16 protein-coding genes are annotated in these 15,068 nt (G+C 67.0%); 5 read left to right on the top strand and 11 right to left on the bottom strand.

Annotation, left to right across the window (positions count from 1 at the left end; all coding sequences use genetic code 11):
• The 7 genes from WA317_RS04160 to ftsH all read right to left on the bottom strand — a co-directional run.
• Positions 1–1,104: DUF6779 domain-containing protein (locus WA317_RS04160; protein ID WP_425171836.1), on the bottom strand; the 1,104-nt coding region annotated here is incomplete at its 3' end.
• Between the two features lie 64 nt (positions 1,105–1,168).
• Positions 1,169–1,645, bottom strand: a complete 477-nt coding sequence (locus WA317_RS04155) for a DUF3180 domain-containing protein (RefSeq protein WP_425171835.1) — start codon at positions 1,643–1,645, stop codon at positions 1,169–1,171.
• Positions 1,645–2,202 (bottom strand): 2-amino-4-hydroxy-6-hydroxymethyldihydropteridine diphosphokinase, encoded by a 558-nt coding sequence (gene folK / locus WA317_RS04150; protein ID WP_425171834.1) that lies wholly within the window; start codon positions 2,200–2,202, stop codon positions 1,645–1,647. Before folK ends, WA317_RS04155 begins: the two co-directional genes overlap by 1 nt.
• Positions 2,203–2,257: 55 nt before the next feature.
• The gene (folB, locus tag WA317_RS04145) at positions 2,258–2,662 is read right to left on the bottom strand and encodes a dihydroneopterin aldolase (protein WP_425171833.1); all 405 of its coding nucleotides are present in this window, start codon (positions 2,660–2,662) and stop codon (positions 2,258–2,260) included.
• Positions 2,655–3,473, bottom strand: a complete 819-nt coding sequence (gene folP / locus WA317_RS04140; protein ID WP_425171839.1) for a dihydropteroate synthase — start codon at positions 3,471–3,473, stop codon at positions 2,655–2,657. Before folP ends, folB begins: the two co-directional genes overlap by 8 nt.
• Positions 3,474–3,492: 19 nt before the next feature.
• On the bottom strand, positions 3,493–4,101 hold the full coding sequence (gene folE / locus WA317_RS04135; protein WP_425171832.1) for a GTP cyclohydrolase I FolE: 609 nt from the start codon (positions 4,099–4,101) through the stop codon (positions 3,493–3,495).
• 14 nt (positions 4,102–4,115) lie between these two features.
• Positions 4,116–6,455, bottom strand: coding sequence for an ATP-dependent zinc metalloprotease FtsH (gene ftsH, locus WA317_RS04130; protein ID WP_425171831.1), 2,340 nt, complete (start codon positions 6,453–6,455; stop codon positions 4,116–4,118).
• Positions 6,456–6,608: 153 nt separating this feature from the next.
• Here ftsH and WA317_RS04125 point away from each other — a divergent pair, with 153 nt between their 5' ends.
• From WA317_RS04125 to WA317_RS04110, 4 genes are all read left to right on the top strand, one after another.
• Complete coding sequence (locus tag WA317_RS04125) at positions 6,609–7,586, top strand: alpha/beta fold hydrolase (RefSeq protein ID WP_425171830.1); 978 nt, start codon at positions 6,609–6,611, stop codon at positions 7,584–7,586.
• Positions 7,583–8,776 carry an LLM class flavin-dependent oxidoreductase gene (locus WA317_RS04120; protein WP_425171829.1) on the top strand — a complete coding sequence of 398 codons (1,194 nt, stop codon included), beginning with the start codon at positions 7,583–7,585 and terminating at the stop codon, positions 8,774–8,776. The genes WA317_RS04125 and WA317_RS04120 overlap by 4 nt, the downstream gene beginning before the upstream one ends.
• Positions 8,776–9,789: a zinc-binding dehydrogenase gene (locus tag WA317_RS04115; RefSeq protein ID WP_425171828.1), complete on the top strand. Its 1,014-nt coding sequence runs from the start codon at positions 8,776–8,778 to the stop codon at positions 9,787–9,789. The genes WA317_RS04120 and WA317_RS04115 overlap by 1 nt, the downstream gene beginning before the upstream one ends.
• Positions 9,790–9,964: 175 nt before the next feature.
• Complete coding sequence (locus WA317_RS04110; protein ID WP_425171827.1) at positions 9,965–10,669, top strand: SIMPL domain-containing protein; 705 nt, start codon at positions 9,965–9,967, stop codon at positions 10,667–10,669.
• A gap of 4 nt (positions 10,670–10,673) precedes the next feature.
• On the opposite strand, the gene hpt is transcribed toward WA317_RS04110, so the two are convergent.
• The 4 genes from hpt to dacB all read right to left on the bottom strand — a co-directional run bounded on the left by hpt (position 10,674) and on the right by dacB (position 14,801).
• Positions 10,674–11,291 carry a hypoxanthine phosphoribosyltransferase gene (gene hpt, locus WA317_RS04105; protein ID WP_425171826.1) on the bottom strand — a complete coding sequence of 206 codons (618 nt, stop codon included), beginning with the start codon at positions 11,289–11,291 and terminating at the stop codon, positions 10,674–10,676.
• 23 nt (positions 11,292–11,314) lie between these two features.
• On the bottom strand, positions 11,315–12,277 hold the full coding sequence (gene tilS / locus WA317_RS04100; protein WP_425171825.1) for a tRNA lysidine(34) synthetase TilS: 963 nt from the start codon (positions 12,275–12,277) through the stop codon (positions 11,315–11,317).
• Complete coding sequence (locus WA317_RS04095; RefSeq protein WP_425171838.1) at positions 12,256–13,311, bottom strand: zinc-dependent metalloprotease; 1,056 nt, start codon at positions 13,309–13,311, stop codon at positions 12,256–12,258. The genes tilS and WA317_RS04095 overlap by 22 nt, the downstream gene beginning before the upstream one ends.
• Before the next feature lie 107 nt (positions 13,312–13,418).
• Positions 13,419–14,801, bottom strand: a complete 1,383-nt coding sequence (gene dacB, locus WA317_RS04090; RefSeq protein ID WP_425171824.1) for a D-alanyl-D-alanine carboxypeptidase/D-alanyl-D-alanine endopeptidase — start codon at positions 14,799–14,801, stop codon at positions 13,419–13,421.
• 157 nt (positions 14,802–14,958) lie between these two features.
• Here dacB and WA317_RS04085 point away from each other — a divergent pair.
• A partial coding sequence (locus tag WA317_RS04085; RefSeq protein ID WP_425171837.1) for an inorganic diphosphatase occupies positions 14,959–15,068 on the top strand: 110 nt, incomplete at its 3' end.

The raw sequence follows: 15,068 nt of genomic DNA, 5'->3' as shown, positions 1-15,068 counted from the left end.
CGACGAGGGTTGGCGCACCGGCGCCCGGCCGTTGACTCCCGGGTCAGTGTTCGGCGAGTCGTCATCGTCGGGAGCAGTCGGGACTCCGCCCGGCGACCACCACCCGTCGGGGCCCGCCGGCTGCCGCTCCCCCGTCGCACCACCGGGGTGCGGTAATCCGGCGGCAGACTCGGGATACCAACCCGGCCGCTGCGGCTCGGGCGGTGGCTCTGACTGGGGTTGCGGTTCGGGCTGCTGGTAAGACGGCTCGACCGGGGGCGGTGGCGCCTCCCGCTGACCCTGGGCATGGCGCTGTTGCCGACTGTCCTGCGGCTCCTGCCCAGGACGGTCGTCCTCGGCGGGGCGCCAGTGCGACCCGCGATGGGCCTCACCGCCGGGGTAAACCTCAGCCGCCGCGCGATAAACCTCGGTGCGCTGAAACTCCTCCGGCGACCGGTACGCATGGTGGCCGCGGTAGGCCTCTGCGGCATCGATGACGTTTTGCCGCGGCACCGGCTCCTCGGGCACATCGATGATCGAGCTGTCCTCGGCCCGCCCGGGGTTGGTTTCGGCCCGCACCGACGTCACCCGATTGCTGGAAACCCAGTCGGCAGGCGCGCCGTCCCCGGTGCCGGACCACTCGCTGTAGCCCCGGGCCGTGGCCCGTTCAGTTTCCAGCGCAGGACGCTGGTCCAGCTCGGTCTCGAACAGGATCTCCAGATTGGTTCGTAGCGCAGCCAATTCCGTTCGCAACGCGGCCACTTCGTCGGCGGCCTGAGCGCGCAACTCGGAGGCCAACTCCCGACGCAACTGCGACTCGACGGTCAGCTCGTATTCGCGACGAGCCGATATCTCGCGGTCCAACTGCAAGTCGTAGACAAGCTTCAAGTCGCGCACCCGGGCCTGGTCGACATCACTTTGCCGCCGGTAGATCACCGACACGAACGCCGCGACGACGGCGGCCCACAAGGCCAGGATCACCGCGAGTTTGAGCAGCTCCGCCCGATCGGTGAAAACCAACGCAGAGCTAGCCCCGATGGCGAGCACCAGCAACGCCGTCAACAGCAGCCAGCCCGGCCTGCGGCCGCCGCGCCGGATCCGGGCGCCGCGGGACAGAACGGTCATGGCCTGACTGTACCGGGCCGAGGTCATTCCGCGTGTCGCCGCACTCCGGCGATTCTCACGGCCGTTAATTCTCCGCGCTATCGCCCCGATCGGTCGGATCCGACGGCGACTTACAGCAATGTTGCAGCCATAACGCGGCAACCACCAGAGCCAACGCGCTGACGACCGCCACCGTACTACCGACCGTGTCCTCGCCGGCAACGCGCATCATCGATCGGCGTGGGATCAGGTACAGCAACACCGCCGTCCACCAACCCAGCATCAGCGCACCCACCCAGGCCGACGCCTTCGCAACCATCAGACTGCGGGCCACCGCCAGCGGGTGCAGTCGGCCGGGCCCGTCACCGATCTCGCCGTCGTTGATCTTGGCGCGGACCTGGCGACCCCACATCGCCTCGAGCGCGGCAACGGCGGCCAGTGAAACCCCTGTCCATACCGTGATCGGGGGAAACCACCGGTACAGCAGCACCACCAGCAGATAGCCGATCACCCCAGTGCACAAGACCGCGGCCGTCAGGTCCCGTCGTCGGGTCGGCCCCATCAGCTTCCCGACGCCGGAGACGACCCGTTGCCGGCTTCGGGACGCGGGCTCAACACCAGATCGGTCAATCGCACGCCGTCGCGGTCAGCAGGATCCAGCTCGGCAAGCAACTCGACGACGGCCCGCTGCTCTCCGGTCACCGTGAGTACGGCGTCCGGTTCCACATCCAGCCAGGGGATGATCACGAATGCCCGCAGATGCGCCAACGGGTGCGGCAGCGTCAGCCCCTCGTCCCGCGACGTCAGCTCCACGCCGCCTCGCGAGCACCGGATCAAATCGACATCCAGGGATCGCGGGCCCCACCGCTGACCACGGACTCGGTTCGCCGCCTGCTCGAACTCCTGAGCCCGGCGCAACCAGCCGTGACCGTCCAGGGCCGGGTCCTCGGCGACTATCACCGCGTTGAGAAACGCTCCCTGCTCGACGCCGCCCCACGGCGCAGTCTCGTAGACCGGTGACACGACCCGCACCCGGTCGCCCAGCCTGTCGAGCACGGACTGCAACCGGGCCAGTCGGTCCCCGAGGTTCGACCCGATGGACAGCACCACTTCAGCCATCAGCGGCAATCCTCGTCGGCGCGCGACGTCTCAGCCACTCCTGGCCGGCGGCGCGTCATACGCTGCCGCCTCCGGCCGCAACCACCGAACCGCGACCGCCGCGCCGCGACCGCCGGGCCACCACCGCCACATCGGCGAAGGTCTGCGGAATCGGCGCCTGCGGCTTGTGCACCACCACCTCGACGGCGTCCACCCGCTCATCGTTCATCACGTCCTCGGCGATCTCGCCGGCCACCGTCTCGATCAGATTGCGCGGCGGCCCGGCGACGATTCCGGCCGCCCGCTGGGCCAGCGTGCCGTAATCGTAAGTATCCGAGAGATCGTCGCTGGCGGCGGCCACGGCCAGGTCGATCCACACGGTGATGTCGACGACGAAGTCCTGACCGCCGGCGCGTTCGTGCTCGAAGACGCCGTGGCCGCCGCGAACGGTCAAACCGCGCAGCTCGATGCGGTCAGCCATCACTGTCGACCAGTTGGGGTTGGGTCCATGCCGCCACCACCTTGAGCGCATCGACCGTGGCTTGCACGTCGTGCACCCGCACCCCCCACGCCCCATGCAGGGCGGCCAGCGCAGATACCGTCGCAGTGGCCGTCTCGCGTCCGTCCGGCGGTCGCACGGCGCCGTCACGCCCGACGAGCAACCGTCCGAGGAACCGCTTGCGCGATGCGCCGACCAGTACCGGGATCCCGGTGGCAACCAGCTCCGGCAGTGCATGCAGCAGCGCCCAATTGTGTTGTGCTGTCTTGGCGAAACCCAAACCGGGGTCGATCAGCAGGTTCGCCGGATCGACACCGGCGGCCACCGCCTTATCGACGACGGCGAGCAGTTCTGCGCGCACCTCGGCCACCACGTTGCGGTATTCCGGCACCTCATGCGGGTGATCGGCGGACACCGAACGCCAGTGCATCAGCACCCACGGCACGCCCGCCTCCACCAGTAGGTCGGTCATCGCCGGGTCGGCGCGTCCGCCGGACACATCGTTGACGACGCTTGCACCGTTCTCCAGCGCCGCGCGCGCCACCCGGGAGTGAATCGTGTCGATGCTGACCGTGATGCGCTGCGCAGCAAGTGCTTTCACGACTGGGATCACTCGGCTGGTTTCCACCTGCGGATCGATGCGCACGGCACCGGGCCGAGTCGACTCACCACCGACGTCGATGATGGCGGCGCCCTCGGCAGCCAGTGCGAGTCCGTGCTGAACGGCGAGGTCGCGGTCTAGGTAACGCCCACCGTCGGAGAACGAATCCTCGGTGACGTTCAGCACGCCCATCACCTGCACGCGGGTGTACTCACTTACGCAGTATGAGTTCGAGCGCCTCGGCCCGGGATGCGGAATCAGTCTTGAACTGTCCGCGCACCGCCGACGTCGTCGTGATGGCGCCGGGTTTGCGCACACCGCGCATCGCCATGCATAAATGCTCAGCCTCCACCACCACGATCACTCCGCGCGGATCGAGCTTACTCATCAACGCATTAGCGATCTGCCCGGTCAAGCGTTCCTGTACCTGCGGCCGCCTGGCGTACAGGTCGACCAGCCGCGCGATTTTCGACAGGCCGGTGACCCGCCCGTCGTTGCCGGGGATGTAGCCGACGTGGGCGACACCGTGGAAAGCCACCAGATGGTGTTCGCAGGTGGAGTACAACGGGATTTCCTTGATTATCACCAACTCGTCGTGCTGTTCGTCGAATGTGGTGTCCAGCACGGTGTCGGGATCGGTGTAAAGCCCGGCGAATATCTCCCGGTAAGCCCGGGCCACCCGGGCCGGAGTTTCTGCCAGCCCGTGTCGGTTCGGGTCTTCGCCGACAGCGCAGAGCAACTCACGAACCGCGGCTTCAGCACGTGCCTGATCGAAGACCGGCACATGCCGAGGCGGGCTACGAAGTTCCGGCTGCGCCATCGAAGCCTCCTTCGTCAGCCGTGCGCTGGCGGGTTGGGTCGGCGCGCATCGTCGTTCTGCCGGTCCGGGGATTTGTCGGCATCCGGCGCGGGCTGACTCGGCGGCGGATAAGGCGGATAAGGCGGATAGGGCTGACGCGGGTAAGACTGCTGCGGCTGCGGCCAGTAATTGGGCGGTGCTGCGGGCTGCGACGGCGGATACCAGTAGCCGGGCGGCTGCTGCGGCGGCCAGCCGGGGGCATGCCAGCCCGCCGGTGCCCCGTAGTCGGGCTGGGTGGGACGCCGATCGGCAGCATCGCCGCCGGAGCCGCCCGGTCCGTTACGAGAACCGGTGGCACCGTTGGTGGGAAGCTCAGCTTCGCCCTGAGCGGGTGCGCGGCTGGCCTGAGCGATCGCGGCTTTGAACGCGGGCTCGGGCGCCGGCTTGGGCCACGGCTCACCTCGCTCGATGGCCAACTCGCCGGGCGTCTTGATCGGCGGTTTGTCCGACGGTATGCGGCCACCGAAGTCGTCGAACATCGTAAGCCTGGGCCGTTTTTCGACGTCAGCGAAGATCGCCCGCAGCTCCGCGCGGTGCAGAGTTTCCTTCTCCAGCAGCTCGCCGGCCAACGTGTCGAGCACATCGCGGTATTCGGTGAGGATCTCCCACGCTTCGGTGTGAGCGGCCTCGATCAGTTTGCGGACCTCTTCGTCGATCTCGCGGGCCACCTCGTGGGAGTAGTCCGGTTGATTTCCCATCGTCCGGCCAAGGAACGGATCGCCGTGTTCAGTGCCGTATTTCACCGCACCCAGCTTGGAACTCATGCCGAACTCGGTGACCATCGCGCGGGCGACCTGGGTGGCCTTCTCGATGTCGGACACCGCGCCCGTCGTCGGCTCGCGGAAAACCAACTCCTCGGCAGCGCGCCCGCCCATCGCGAAAACCAGTTGCGCGATCATCTCCGAGCGGGTGCGGAGTCCCTTGTCTTCCTCCGGCACCGCCACCGCGTGCCCGCCGGTGCGGCCCCGCGCCAGGATCGTCACCTTGTAGACCGGGTCGATGTCAGGCATCGCCCAGGCCGCCAAGGTGTGCCCGCCCTCGTGATAGGCGGTGATCTTCTTCTCCTGCTCGCTGATGATCCGGCCTTTGCGGCGCGGTCCGCCGATCACCCGGTCCACCGCCTCCTCCAGAGCAGGACCGGTGATCACGGTCCCGTTCTCGCGAGCGGTCAGCAGCGCCGCCTCGTTGATGACGTTGGCCAAGTCGGCGCCGGTCATGCCGACGGTCCGCTTGGCCAGCCCGTCCAGGTCGGCGTCCGAAGCGATAGGTTTGCCCTTCGCGTGCACTCGCAGCACCGCGCGCCGGCCGGCCAAGTCCGGGTTGGCCACCGGAATCTGGCGGTCGAAGCGGCCCGGCCGCAGCAGTGCCGGGTCCAGGATGTCGGGCCGGTTGGTGGCCGCGATCAGGATGACGCCGCCACGAGGGTCGAAACCGTCCATCTCGACCAGCAGCTGATTGAGCGTCTGCTCACGCTCGTCGTGCCCACCGCCCAGCCCGGCACCGCGCTGGCGGCCCACCGCATCGATTTCGTCGACGAAGATGATGCAGGGACTGTTTTGTTTGGCCTGCTCGAAGAGGTCACGAACACGTGAAGCCCCAACCCCGACGAACATCTCGACGAAGTCCGAGCCGGAGATGGTGAAGAACGGGACACCGGCCTCCCCCGCAACCGCGCGGGCCAGCAGCGTCTTTCCGGTTCCCGGCGGCCCGTAGAGCAGCACACCTCGCGGGATCTTGGCGCCCAGCGCCTGATACCGGCTCGGATTCTGCAGGAAGTCTTTGATCTCGTAGAGCTCCTCCACCGCCTCGTCGACGCCGGCCACGTCGGCGAAGGTGGTTTTGGGCATATCTTTGGAAAGCTGCTTGGCCCGTGATTTGCCGAAACCGAAGCCCATCCGGGCGCCGCCCTGCATGCGGGAGAACATCATGAACAGCCCGACCAGCAGCAACAGCGGCAGCACATAAATCAGCAGAGAGCCCAGCATGCTGCCCTGATTGACCACGGTGCTGACCTGGGCGTTTTTGCCGTTGAGGGCGTCGAACAGGGGGACGGCGTATCCGGTGGGGTACTTGGTGATGATCTTCGCGGAGCCATCGGTGTCGTGGTTGCCATCCTTCAACGTCAACCGCACCTGCTGTTCGCGGTCGTCGATCTGAGCGCTTTTAACGTTGTCGCTCTTGATCTGACCCATGGCCACCGACGTGTCGACGGGCTTGTAGCCGCGCGTGTCGTCGCTGAAGTAGAAGAAAGACCAGCCCAACACCAACACGACACCGATCGCCGTGAGTGTGCGGATCACGTTTTTCCGGTTCATCAAGCATCGGCCGTGGTCGGCCAGGTCCTTCCCCGATACACCGCTGGAATAGTTCAGGCTACCGCTAGCCCAACGAACTATTGTTCCCGGCGGCTGCCTGGCGGTGCCACCGAACCCGTCCCGGCCAGGCCGGACGTGTGCTTTTGTGAAGCGGTGCCTAACACCGTCCCGTCCACCGACCGGTTCATCGAAACCAATGGTGTGCGATTGCACACAATCGAAGCCGGAGATCGCGGCGCCCCCGTCGTCGTGCTGGCGCACGGCTTTCCCGAACTCTCTTATTCCTGGCGTCACCAAATCCCGGCACTGGCCGCGGCCGGATATCACGTACTGGCACCCGACCAGCGCGGATACGGCCGCTCCACGAGACCGGAGAACATCTCCGACTACAGCATCGGCGAACTGAGCGCCGATCTCGTCGGCCTGCTCGACGACGTCGGCGCCGAACGGGCTGTGTTGGTCGGTCACGACTGGGGCGCACCAGTGGTGTGGGGTTCGGCGCAGCTACACCCCAACCGTGTCACCGCGGTCGCGGGTTTGAGCGTGCCGCCGCTGCCGCGCGCGCAGGTGCCGCCCACCCAGGCGTTTCGCGCAATCTTCAAAGACGCCTTCTTCTACATGCTTTATTTTCAGGAACCCGGTGTCGCCGACGCCGAACTCAGCAGCGATCCCGCCAGGACCATCCGGCGGATGATGGGCGGCCTTCGACTGGGCGGCGACCAGGAAGCCGCGTTGCGGATGATCGCACCGGGTCCGGAAGGGTTCATCGAACGGCTACCCGAGCCCGACGGTCTGCCGGACTGGATCAGCGCCGACGAAGTCGACCATTACGTCGCCGAATTCACCCGCACTGGCTTCACCGGCGGGCTCAACTGGTACCGCAACCTAGACCGGAATTGGGAGATCATGGCCGAAGCGGTGAGCGCCAAGATCACGGTGCCCGCGCTGTTCATCGCCGGCGGCGAGGACCCGGTACTGGGCTTTACTCCCCGCGACCGGGTCACCGAATTGGTGACCGGGCCCTATCGGGAAGTGATTATCGACGGTGCCGGGCACTGGCTGCAGCAGGAACGCCCCACGGAGGTCAACGAACTTCTGCTCGAGTTCTTGGCTGGTGTGGGCTTGCAGTGAACCGCCCGTTGAACTTCGGCGTCTTTGTCACACCGTTTCATCCGGTCGGCCAATCACCCACGGTCGCACTCGAATACGACATGGAACGGGTGGTCGCGCTGGACCGCCTGGGCTTCGATGAAGCCTGGCTCGGCGAGCACCACTCCGGCGGTTACGAGTTGATCGCCTGCCCCGAGTTATTCATCGCGGCAGTAGCCGAGCGCACCAAGCACATTCGGCTGGGCACCGGAGTGGTCTCATTGCCGTATCACCATCCGCTGATGGTGGCCGACCGTTGGGTCTTGCTGGATCACTTGACGCGGGGCCGGGTGATGTTCGGCGCTGGGCCGGGAGCTCTGCCGTCGGACGCTTACATGATGGGTTTGGATCCAGTCGAGCAGCGCCGGATGATGCACGAATCCCTCGAGACGATTCTGGCGCTGTTCCGCGCGCAGCCCGGTGAGCGGATCGACCGGCACTCCGACTGGTTCACCCTACGCGACGCTCAGCTGCACATCCGGCCCTATACCTGGCCTCATCCCGAAATTGCTGCTGCGGCAATGATATCGCCGTCCGGCCCCCGGTTGGCGGGTGCGCTGGGCACCTCGCTGCTGTCACTGTCGATGTCGGTGCCCGGTGGCTACGCGGCGCTGGAGAACACCTGGCAGATCGTTTGCGACCAGGCCGAGAAAGCCGGGCACGCCGAGCCCGACCGTGCTGATTGGCGAGTGCTGGGCATCGTTCATCTGGCGGACACCCGCGACCAGGCGATCGACGACTGTGTGTACGGATTGCAGGATTTCGCCGACTACTTCGGCGCCGCGGGTTTCGTCCCACTGTCCAACAGCATCGAGGGCGAACAGTCCCCACGCGAGTTCGTCGAGGCTTACGCCGGTGCCGGCAACTGCTGCATCGGTACACCCGACGACGCCATCGCCTACATTGACGATCTGCTCGAGCGGTCCGGCGGGTTCGGCACGTTCTTGTTGCTCGGTCACGACTGGGCGTCTCCAGCAGCGACCCAGCACTGCTACGACTTGTTCGCCCGCAAGGTGATACCGCATTTCAAGGGTCAGCTCGAAGCGCCGCGGGCGTCACACGAGTGGGCGAAGAGCATGCGCGGACAACTGCTCGGCCGGGCCGGTGAGGCGGTGGTGAAAGCGATCACCGAGCACACCGACGAGCTCAAGCTGCAAAGTGAAAAAAGCTGATGCGTGCGTCCGTGCTGCGCGACGGGCGCATGGTGCTGCGCGACGACGTGCCGGAGCCGGTGCCGGGACCGGGTCAGGTTCTGGTCGCGGTCCGCTCGTGCGGAATCTGCGGCAGCGACCTGCATTTCGCTGCACACGGCGCCGAGGTGCTCGCTCTGACCGACGAGATGGCGGGCAGCTACGGTGGCGGCGGGGTCGATCTACAGCGTGACATCTTCATGGGTCACGAGTTCAGTGCCGAGGTGCTCGAACCCGGTCCCGATACCGAAACCCACCCGGCGGGAAGCCTCGTGACGTCGCTTCCGGTCCTGCTGTCGAATAAGGGTGTGGAGCCGATCGTCTACTCCAACAGCACCATCGGCGGCTATGCCGAGCGAATGCTGCTCTCGGCACCGCTGCTGCTGGCTGTTCCCAACGGACTGGACCCCAGCCGCGCCGCGCTGACCGAGCCGATGGCCGTGGGGTTGCACGCCGTCAACAAATCGAACGTTCAACGCGGCGAGACGGCTTTGGTGATCGGTTGCGGTCCGATCGGCATCGCCATCATCGCCGCACTTCGAGCTCGCGGCGTGGAAAACATCGTGGCGTCCGACTTCTCACCGACCAGGCGGGAACTTGCCACCCGCATGGGTGCGCATCGAACCGTCGACCCCGCGCAGGGCTCGCCGTTCGACTCGACCCGCGCCACGGTGACTTTCGAAGCTGTCGGCGTGCCCGGCATCATCGACGACGTGCTGCGGCGCGCCAGGCCCGGCACCCGGCTGGTCGTCGCCGGTGTGTGCATGCAGGCCGACACGGTGCACCCGTTCTTCGCGATCGCCAAGGAGATCAGCGTGCAGTTCGTGCTGGCCTACGATCCGACTGAATTCGCCGAATCGTTGCGGGCCATCGCAGAAGGCGAGATCGACGTGAATCCGGTGATCACCGGCGAGGTGGGCCTCGACGGAGTGGGCGCGGCGTTCGACGACCTCGCCCACCCGGAGCGGCACTGCAAGATCATCGTGACGCCGTAATCCCTGTTGTCAGGTGCCCCGCCAGCGACACCGTCCGCCCACCTCTAACGAATTAGAGGAGATGTCCGTTATCAGCGCTGATAGCCGGGCTCGATTTCATCAGGCCGTTCGTCGACGTGTCGAGCCCTCATCCCGTAACCAAGGATGTGTGCCGCTCCCTGACTAAAGTGCAGTCATGCCCTTCGCCGGAAGCGGGACGCCGCTGCGCTTCTGCGCTGTCGCCGGATTGACTCTTGCGCTGGTTTCCGGCTGCGATAGCGGCGGCGATGAAGTTCCGCGGCAGGTGACGGTGGTTGGTTCCGGGCAAGTACAGGGCGCGCCGGACACGTTGACCGCCGATGTCGGTATCGAATTCACGGCAACCGACGTCACCGCGGCGACCAACCAGAGCAACCAGCGACAGCAGGCCGTCATCGACGCGGTGGACAACGCCGGCGTCGACCGAAAAGACATCAGCACCACCGGTCTGACCGTACAGCCGCAGTATGACGGCACGGCCGGCACGATCACCGGATATCGCGCGGAAAACACCATCCAGATCAAGATCCGCAAGCTGGACTCCGCCTCCCACGTGCTGGCTGTCGTCGTCAGTACCGGCGGCGACGCCACCCGCATCAGCTCCGTGCGCTATTCCATCGAAGACGAGTCGCAGCTGGTCAAAGACGCGCGGGCACGAGCGTTCCAGGACGCCGAAAACCGCGCCGAGCAGTACGCGCGGCTGTCTGAACTGCAACTGGGACAGGTCGTCTCGATTTCCGAAGCACCCTCGACCGTGCCGCCGACAGCGACGCAGCGGGCGCCGATGGCCACGGACATTCCGCTGGAACCCGGCCGGCAGACGGTGAGTTTCTCGGTGACCGTGGTATGGGAGCTGTTCTGAGCGACTACTGCTCGTAGACCTTCGGGTCCAAGGTCCCGATGTAGGGCAGGTCGCGGTAGCGCTCCTCGTAATCGAGGCCATAACCCACCACGAACTCGTTGGGGATGTCGAATCCAACGTAGGCGATGTCGACGTGGGCGCCGACTGCGTCCGGTTTGCGAAGCAGCGTGCACACGCGCAGCGAGCGGGGACGGCGAGTCGCCAGGTTGCGCAGCAACCAGGACAGGGTCAGCCCGGAGTCGACGACGTCTTCGACGATCAGCACGTCGCGGTCGTTGATGTCGCGGTCGAGATCTTTGAGGATGCGCACCACGCCCGACGACGACGTGGACATGCCGTAGGAGCTGACGGCCATGAATTCGAACTGGGTCGGCAGCGGGATGGCCCGCGCCAGATCGGTGACGAACATGACCGCACCTTTGAGCACAGTGATCAGCAGCAGGTCCTCGCGACCGGCAGCTGACTGTTCGCGATAGTCATAGCCGATCTGTGCGCCCAGCTCGCCGGTGCGCCTTTGAATCTCCGCCTGGGTCAGCAGCACCGACTTGATGTCCCCGGGATACAGCTCGGCCGATTCCGCTGCCACGACCACAGCGTGCCATGTTACGGCGCGGACGACCAAGGCGCAGTGTCGATTGCCCGGCCCTACACCGGCTCGGCCCGCAGAGTCAGCAGACCGGCTCGTCGGTCGACGAACAAACGTTGGCTGCGCAGTGTCGATCCGACCGCCACCCCGCCCTGTCCCCGCCAGCCGGTGACCAGGGTGTCGACGCCGCGGATCTGCTTGTCGTTGAGCCCGGCGGCGCCGGCGGCCAACAGCCAGCCGCGGATGACCCGGCGCCGAATGGGATCCGGTAACGCCGACAAGGCGTCGGTGCCCAGACCCGCGCCGTCGGTCGCCGCGGTCAGGGCCAGGTCTGCCAGCGTGTCGAGCAGGTCGGTGTCCTCGCGTAACGCCGTCGCCGTGCGCGCCAGCGCTTCGGCCACCCCACCGCCCAGCACGTCTTCCAGTAGTGGCAACACCTCCCTACGCAACCGGCTGCGGGTGAACCGGCGGTCGGTGTTGTGCGGATCCTGCCAGGCCCGTAACGAAAGCTCCCGGCACGCCGCATGCGTCACGGTGCGCCGGAGACCGAGCAGCGGCCGGCACCACGGCCAGTCATAGGGACGCATACCGGCGATCGAGCGGGCGCCCGATCCGCGTCCCAGCCCCAGCAACACCGTCTCGGCCTGATCATCGAGCGTGTGGCCCAACAGCACCGGACGATCCTCACGGGCGGCGTCCAATGCTTGGTAACGGGCGGTACGCGCCGCGGCCTCCGGACCGCCATCGGAACCCACCTGCGCAGAAAGCACCTGTGCCGAAGCACACCCCAATCGAAGCGCTTGGTCGCGGGCTGCGGCGGCAACAGCGGCGGAGTCAGCCTGCAAACCATGATCGACGACCAGCGCAACAGTAGGCCGCAGCCGGGCCGCGACGGCGGTGAGCGCCAGCGAATCCGGGCCACCGGAAAGCGCCACACACCAGCTGTCCGCGTCGGCCACATACGCCTTGGCGTAAGCCGCGACGGCCGCCGACAGCTCCGCTACAGCACCCTGTCGATCCATCGCTGCGGTTCTTCGATCTCGGCGGGCAACGGCAGCGTCTCCGGCGACGACCAGATCGCGTTGAATCGCTGCATTCCGACCCGGTTGACGACGTGGTCGACGAACGCTTTGCCGCGGGTGTACTGGCTGAGTTTGGCGTCAATGCCCAGCAACGTGCGCAGCAACCGCTGCAGAGGCGGTTGCCTGCGTTGGCGACGCTCTTCGAACCGGCGGCGGATGGTCGCCACCGACGGCACCACCACCGGCCCGACGGCGTCCATCACGTGATCGGCATGGCCCTCCAGCAAGGTGCCCAGCACGAGTAGCTGATCGAGGGCTTGGCGCTGCGGCTCGGACTGCACCGCGCGCACCAGGCCGAGGACCCCCGACGAGTGCGCGTCGGGAGTGTCGTCGGTAGAGGAGCCGCGCCCGCGGACGAATTCAGCCAGCCGGCTCACCACCTGCGTGACGTCTTCGCCGTACTCCTGCGTCAACACACCCAACGCCTGCGACATGTAGCCGGACAGCCACGTATTGGCGGTGAACTGCACCCGGTGCGTCACCTCGTGCAGACACACCCACAACCGGAAGTCCGACGGCTGCACCTGCAGCTGACGCTCGACGGCGATGACGTTGGGATACACCAGCAGCAGGCATCCACCGTCCTCGGCGGCGAACGGGTCGTACTGCCCGAGGATGCCGGAGGAAACGAAAGCCAGCAGTGCGCCGGTCTGCGCACCGGTGAGCCGTCCGCTGATGAAGCCGCGGGGCCGGTCCGTCCCGCCGGTCATCACCCGCATCGATTCGGCCGCCGCGCGAATCCACTGCCGTCGGTCGACGATCCGCGCTTCTGGCACGGCGCCGTTGGTGTACAGACCGGTCACATCCCGCACCGGCGGTTCGGCCGCCTTGGCGGCACCGGCCAGGTCGTCGATCGCCTGACGCCGGGTGTACTCGGTGGACGGTGGGGCCGGCCGGGCCAGCCGCTCACCGACGGTGGCCGCGAACCGCCAGTCCACGGCGCGTCCCACGGTCAACTCCCGTGGCGATCGCAAGCGCGGCGAAGCCGGGTGCAGCGGGTCGCCACCGTCTTGCCGTGGTGATCGCAAGCGCGGCGAAGCCGGGTGCAGCGGGTCGCCACCCTCTCTCGGAGCCGATCCGGTCATGTCAGGCATCCGCAGGACCACAGCGTCGCGGCCAGGGTATCGATCGCGGTCCGACCGGTCGGGCCCGCGTCGTTGGAGATGAAGGCGAAGGTCAGCACCCGTCCGCTGTGATCGGTGAGCACCCCGGCCAACGAGTTGACGGCGGTCAACGACCCGGTTTTGGCCCGCAACCAACCGGCTGCTTGACCGTCGCTGCTGTGTGGGTCCAGAAAACGGTTGGACAGCGTTCCGCTGCCTCCGGCGATCGGCAGCACGTCGAGCAGCGGGCGCAGCGCCGGCTGATCCGGTCCGGCCGCCCCCTGCATGACGTCACCGAGTGTCTGCGCGGTCACCCGGTCGTCGACCGACAACCCGCTGGAGTCCATCAGCGTGGCACGGCTGGTGCCGATGTGCGCTAGCGCCAACCGATTGGTCACTGCGTCGACGGCGCCGGCGAAGCTCAGCGGCCGGTGCATGGCTGCCGCAACTTCACGCCCGATGCATTCGGCCATCACGTTGTCCGAAGCGTTCATCATCTCGCCCAGCCGCTCGATCAACGGCGCCGACCGCGCGGCGGCCACTTCGCGCGCATCGGCGGGGGCTGCCGCGATCGTCACCATGGCCGGGTTGACCCCCAGTGCGGCCGCCAGCGCGCGTCCCGCATCCAGTGCAGGGGTGCGGGACCGGGCGGACTGGTCGGTCGCGGGCTGGATTCGGCCCGCGTCGAGCATCACCGACTCGATCGGGGCGATGTCGCCGCCGTCGATGTCGCCGGGATCCCAGCCCGGTGCCATGGTGGGGCCGCTAAACGCGAAGGTGTCCACTTGCACCGCGGTGGGTGTCATGCCGCTACGCCGCACCTGGTCGGCGAGATCGCTGATGCGGGCCGCACCGTGATACCAGGTGTCCTGACCGAGCGGCACCGCCGACAAGGTCGGGTCACCGCCGCCGACGAGAACGACCACTCCCGGCTGCGCACCGGCGACCACCTTCGTCGTCACTCGCGCACCGGGATCCACCGCGAGCAGCGCCGCGGCGGCGGTCAGCGCTTTGTTGGTCGACGCCGGCTTGAGGGGTAGATCGTCGGCCCGCTGCCATAACTGTTTGGCGGTCATCGCATCGGTGATCCGGCCGCCGAGAACGCCCAGGTTCGGGTCGCTCGACACCGCCGTCAGCGTGGTGGCCAGGCCGTCGCCGGTCGGCATCGGCGCGGTGTCGGTGACCGGAACGATGCTCGGCTGCGCCGTGGCCGCCGGTGGAGCGGGCACGGTCTGGGCACGTGAGGTGCCGTGATCCTCTTGATTGAGTATCGCGACCCCCGCCACCACGGCGGCCACCAGCGCGAGCACACCAATCCCGACGATCGCGTGAGTGGACCGCCGCCACCGGGTGGGACGCATGACTCTCCTGCCTGCCCCTGACTGTCTGGCCCATTCTGCCGAATCGGTCACGGATCAAACCCGCGCGGTCGGCAGCTGTTCTGTGCAGGCTATCGCTCCACTAGGGTGGACCTCCGACGTCAGCAGACGAGCCGTGACCCGTGAAGGAGCCGAGACGGTGCAATTCGACGTGACCATCGAAATCCCGAAGGGGCAGCGAAACAAGTACGAGGTCGACCACGAGACCGGCCGCATCAGGTTGGACCGCTACCTCTACACCTCGATGGT

Origin of the sequence: Mycobacterium sp. (genome assembly GCF_049802695.1) — a bacterium.
Lineage (GTDB): Bacteria > Actinomycetota > Actinomycetes > Mycobacteriales > Mycobacteriaceae > Mycobacterium.
The sequence above is the reverse complement of the archived record's forward strand: the minus strand, read 5'-3'. Positions and strand labels throughout refer to the sequence as shown.

What these genes read in the sequence shown, in the direction of transcription:
- WA317_RS04115 (WP_425171828.1), top strand. Translation starts at nt 8,776, where the DNA reads ATGCGTGCGTCCGTGCTGCGCGACGGGCGCATGGTGCTGCGCGACGAC.
- folB (WP_425171833.1), bottom strand. Translation starts at nt 2,662, where the DNA reads ATGGCTGACCGCATCGAGCTGCGCGGTTTGACCGTTCGCGGCGGCCAC.
- ftsH (WP_425171831.1), bottom strand. Translation starts at nt 6,455, where the DNA reads ATGAACCGGAAAAACGTGATCCGCACACTCACGGCGATCGGTGTCGTG.
- folP (WP_425171839.1), bottom strand. Translation starts at nt 3,473, where the DNA reads ATGGGCGTGCTGAACGTCACCGAGGATTCGTTCTCCGACGGTGGGCGT.
- folK (WP_425171834.1), bottom strand. Translation starts at nt 2,202, where the DNA reads ATGGCTGAAGTGGTGCTGTCCATCGGGTCGAACCTCGGGGACCGACTG.
- WA317_RS04155 (WP_425171835.1), bottom strand. Translation starts at nt 1,645, where the DNA reads ATGGGGCCGACCCGACGACGGGACCTGACGGCCGCGGTCTTGTGCACT.
- folE (WP_425171832.1), bottom strand. Translation starts at nt 4,101, where the DNA reads ATGGCGCAGCCGGAACTTCGTAGCCCGCCTCGGCATGTGCCGGTCTTC.
- dacB (WP_425171824.1), bottom strand. Translation starts at nt 14,801, where the DNA reads ATGCGTCCCACCCGGTGGCGGCGGTCCACTCACGCGATCGTCGGGATT.
- WA317_RS04110 (WP_425171827.1), top strand. Translation starts at nt 9,965, where the DNA reads ATGCCCTTCGCCGGAAGCGGGACGCCGCTGCGCTTCTGCGCTGTCGCC.
- tilS (WP_425171825.1), bottom strand. Translation starts at nt 12,277, where the DNA reads ATGGATCGACAGGGTGCTGTAGCGGAGCTGTCGGCGGCCGTCGCGGCT.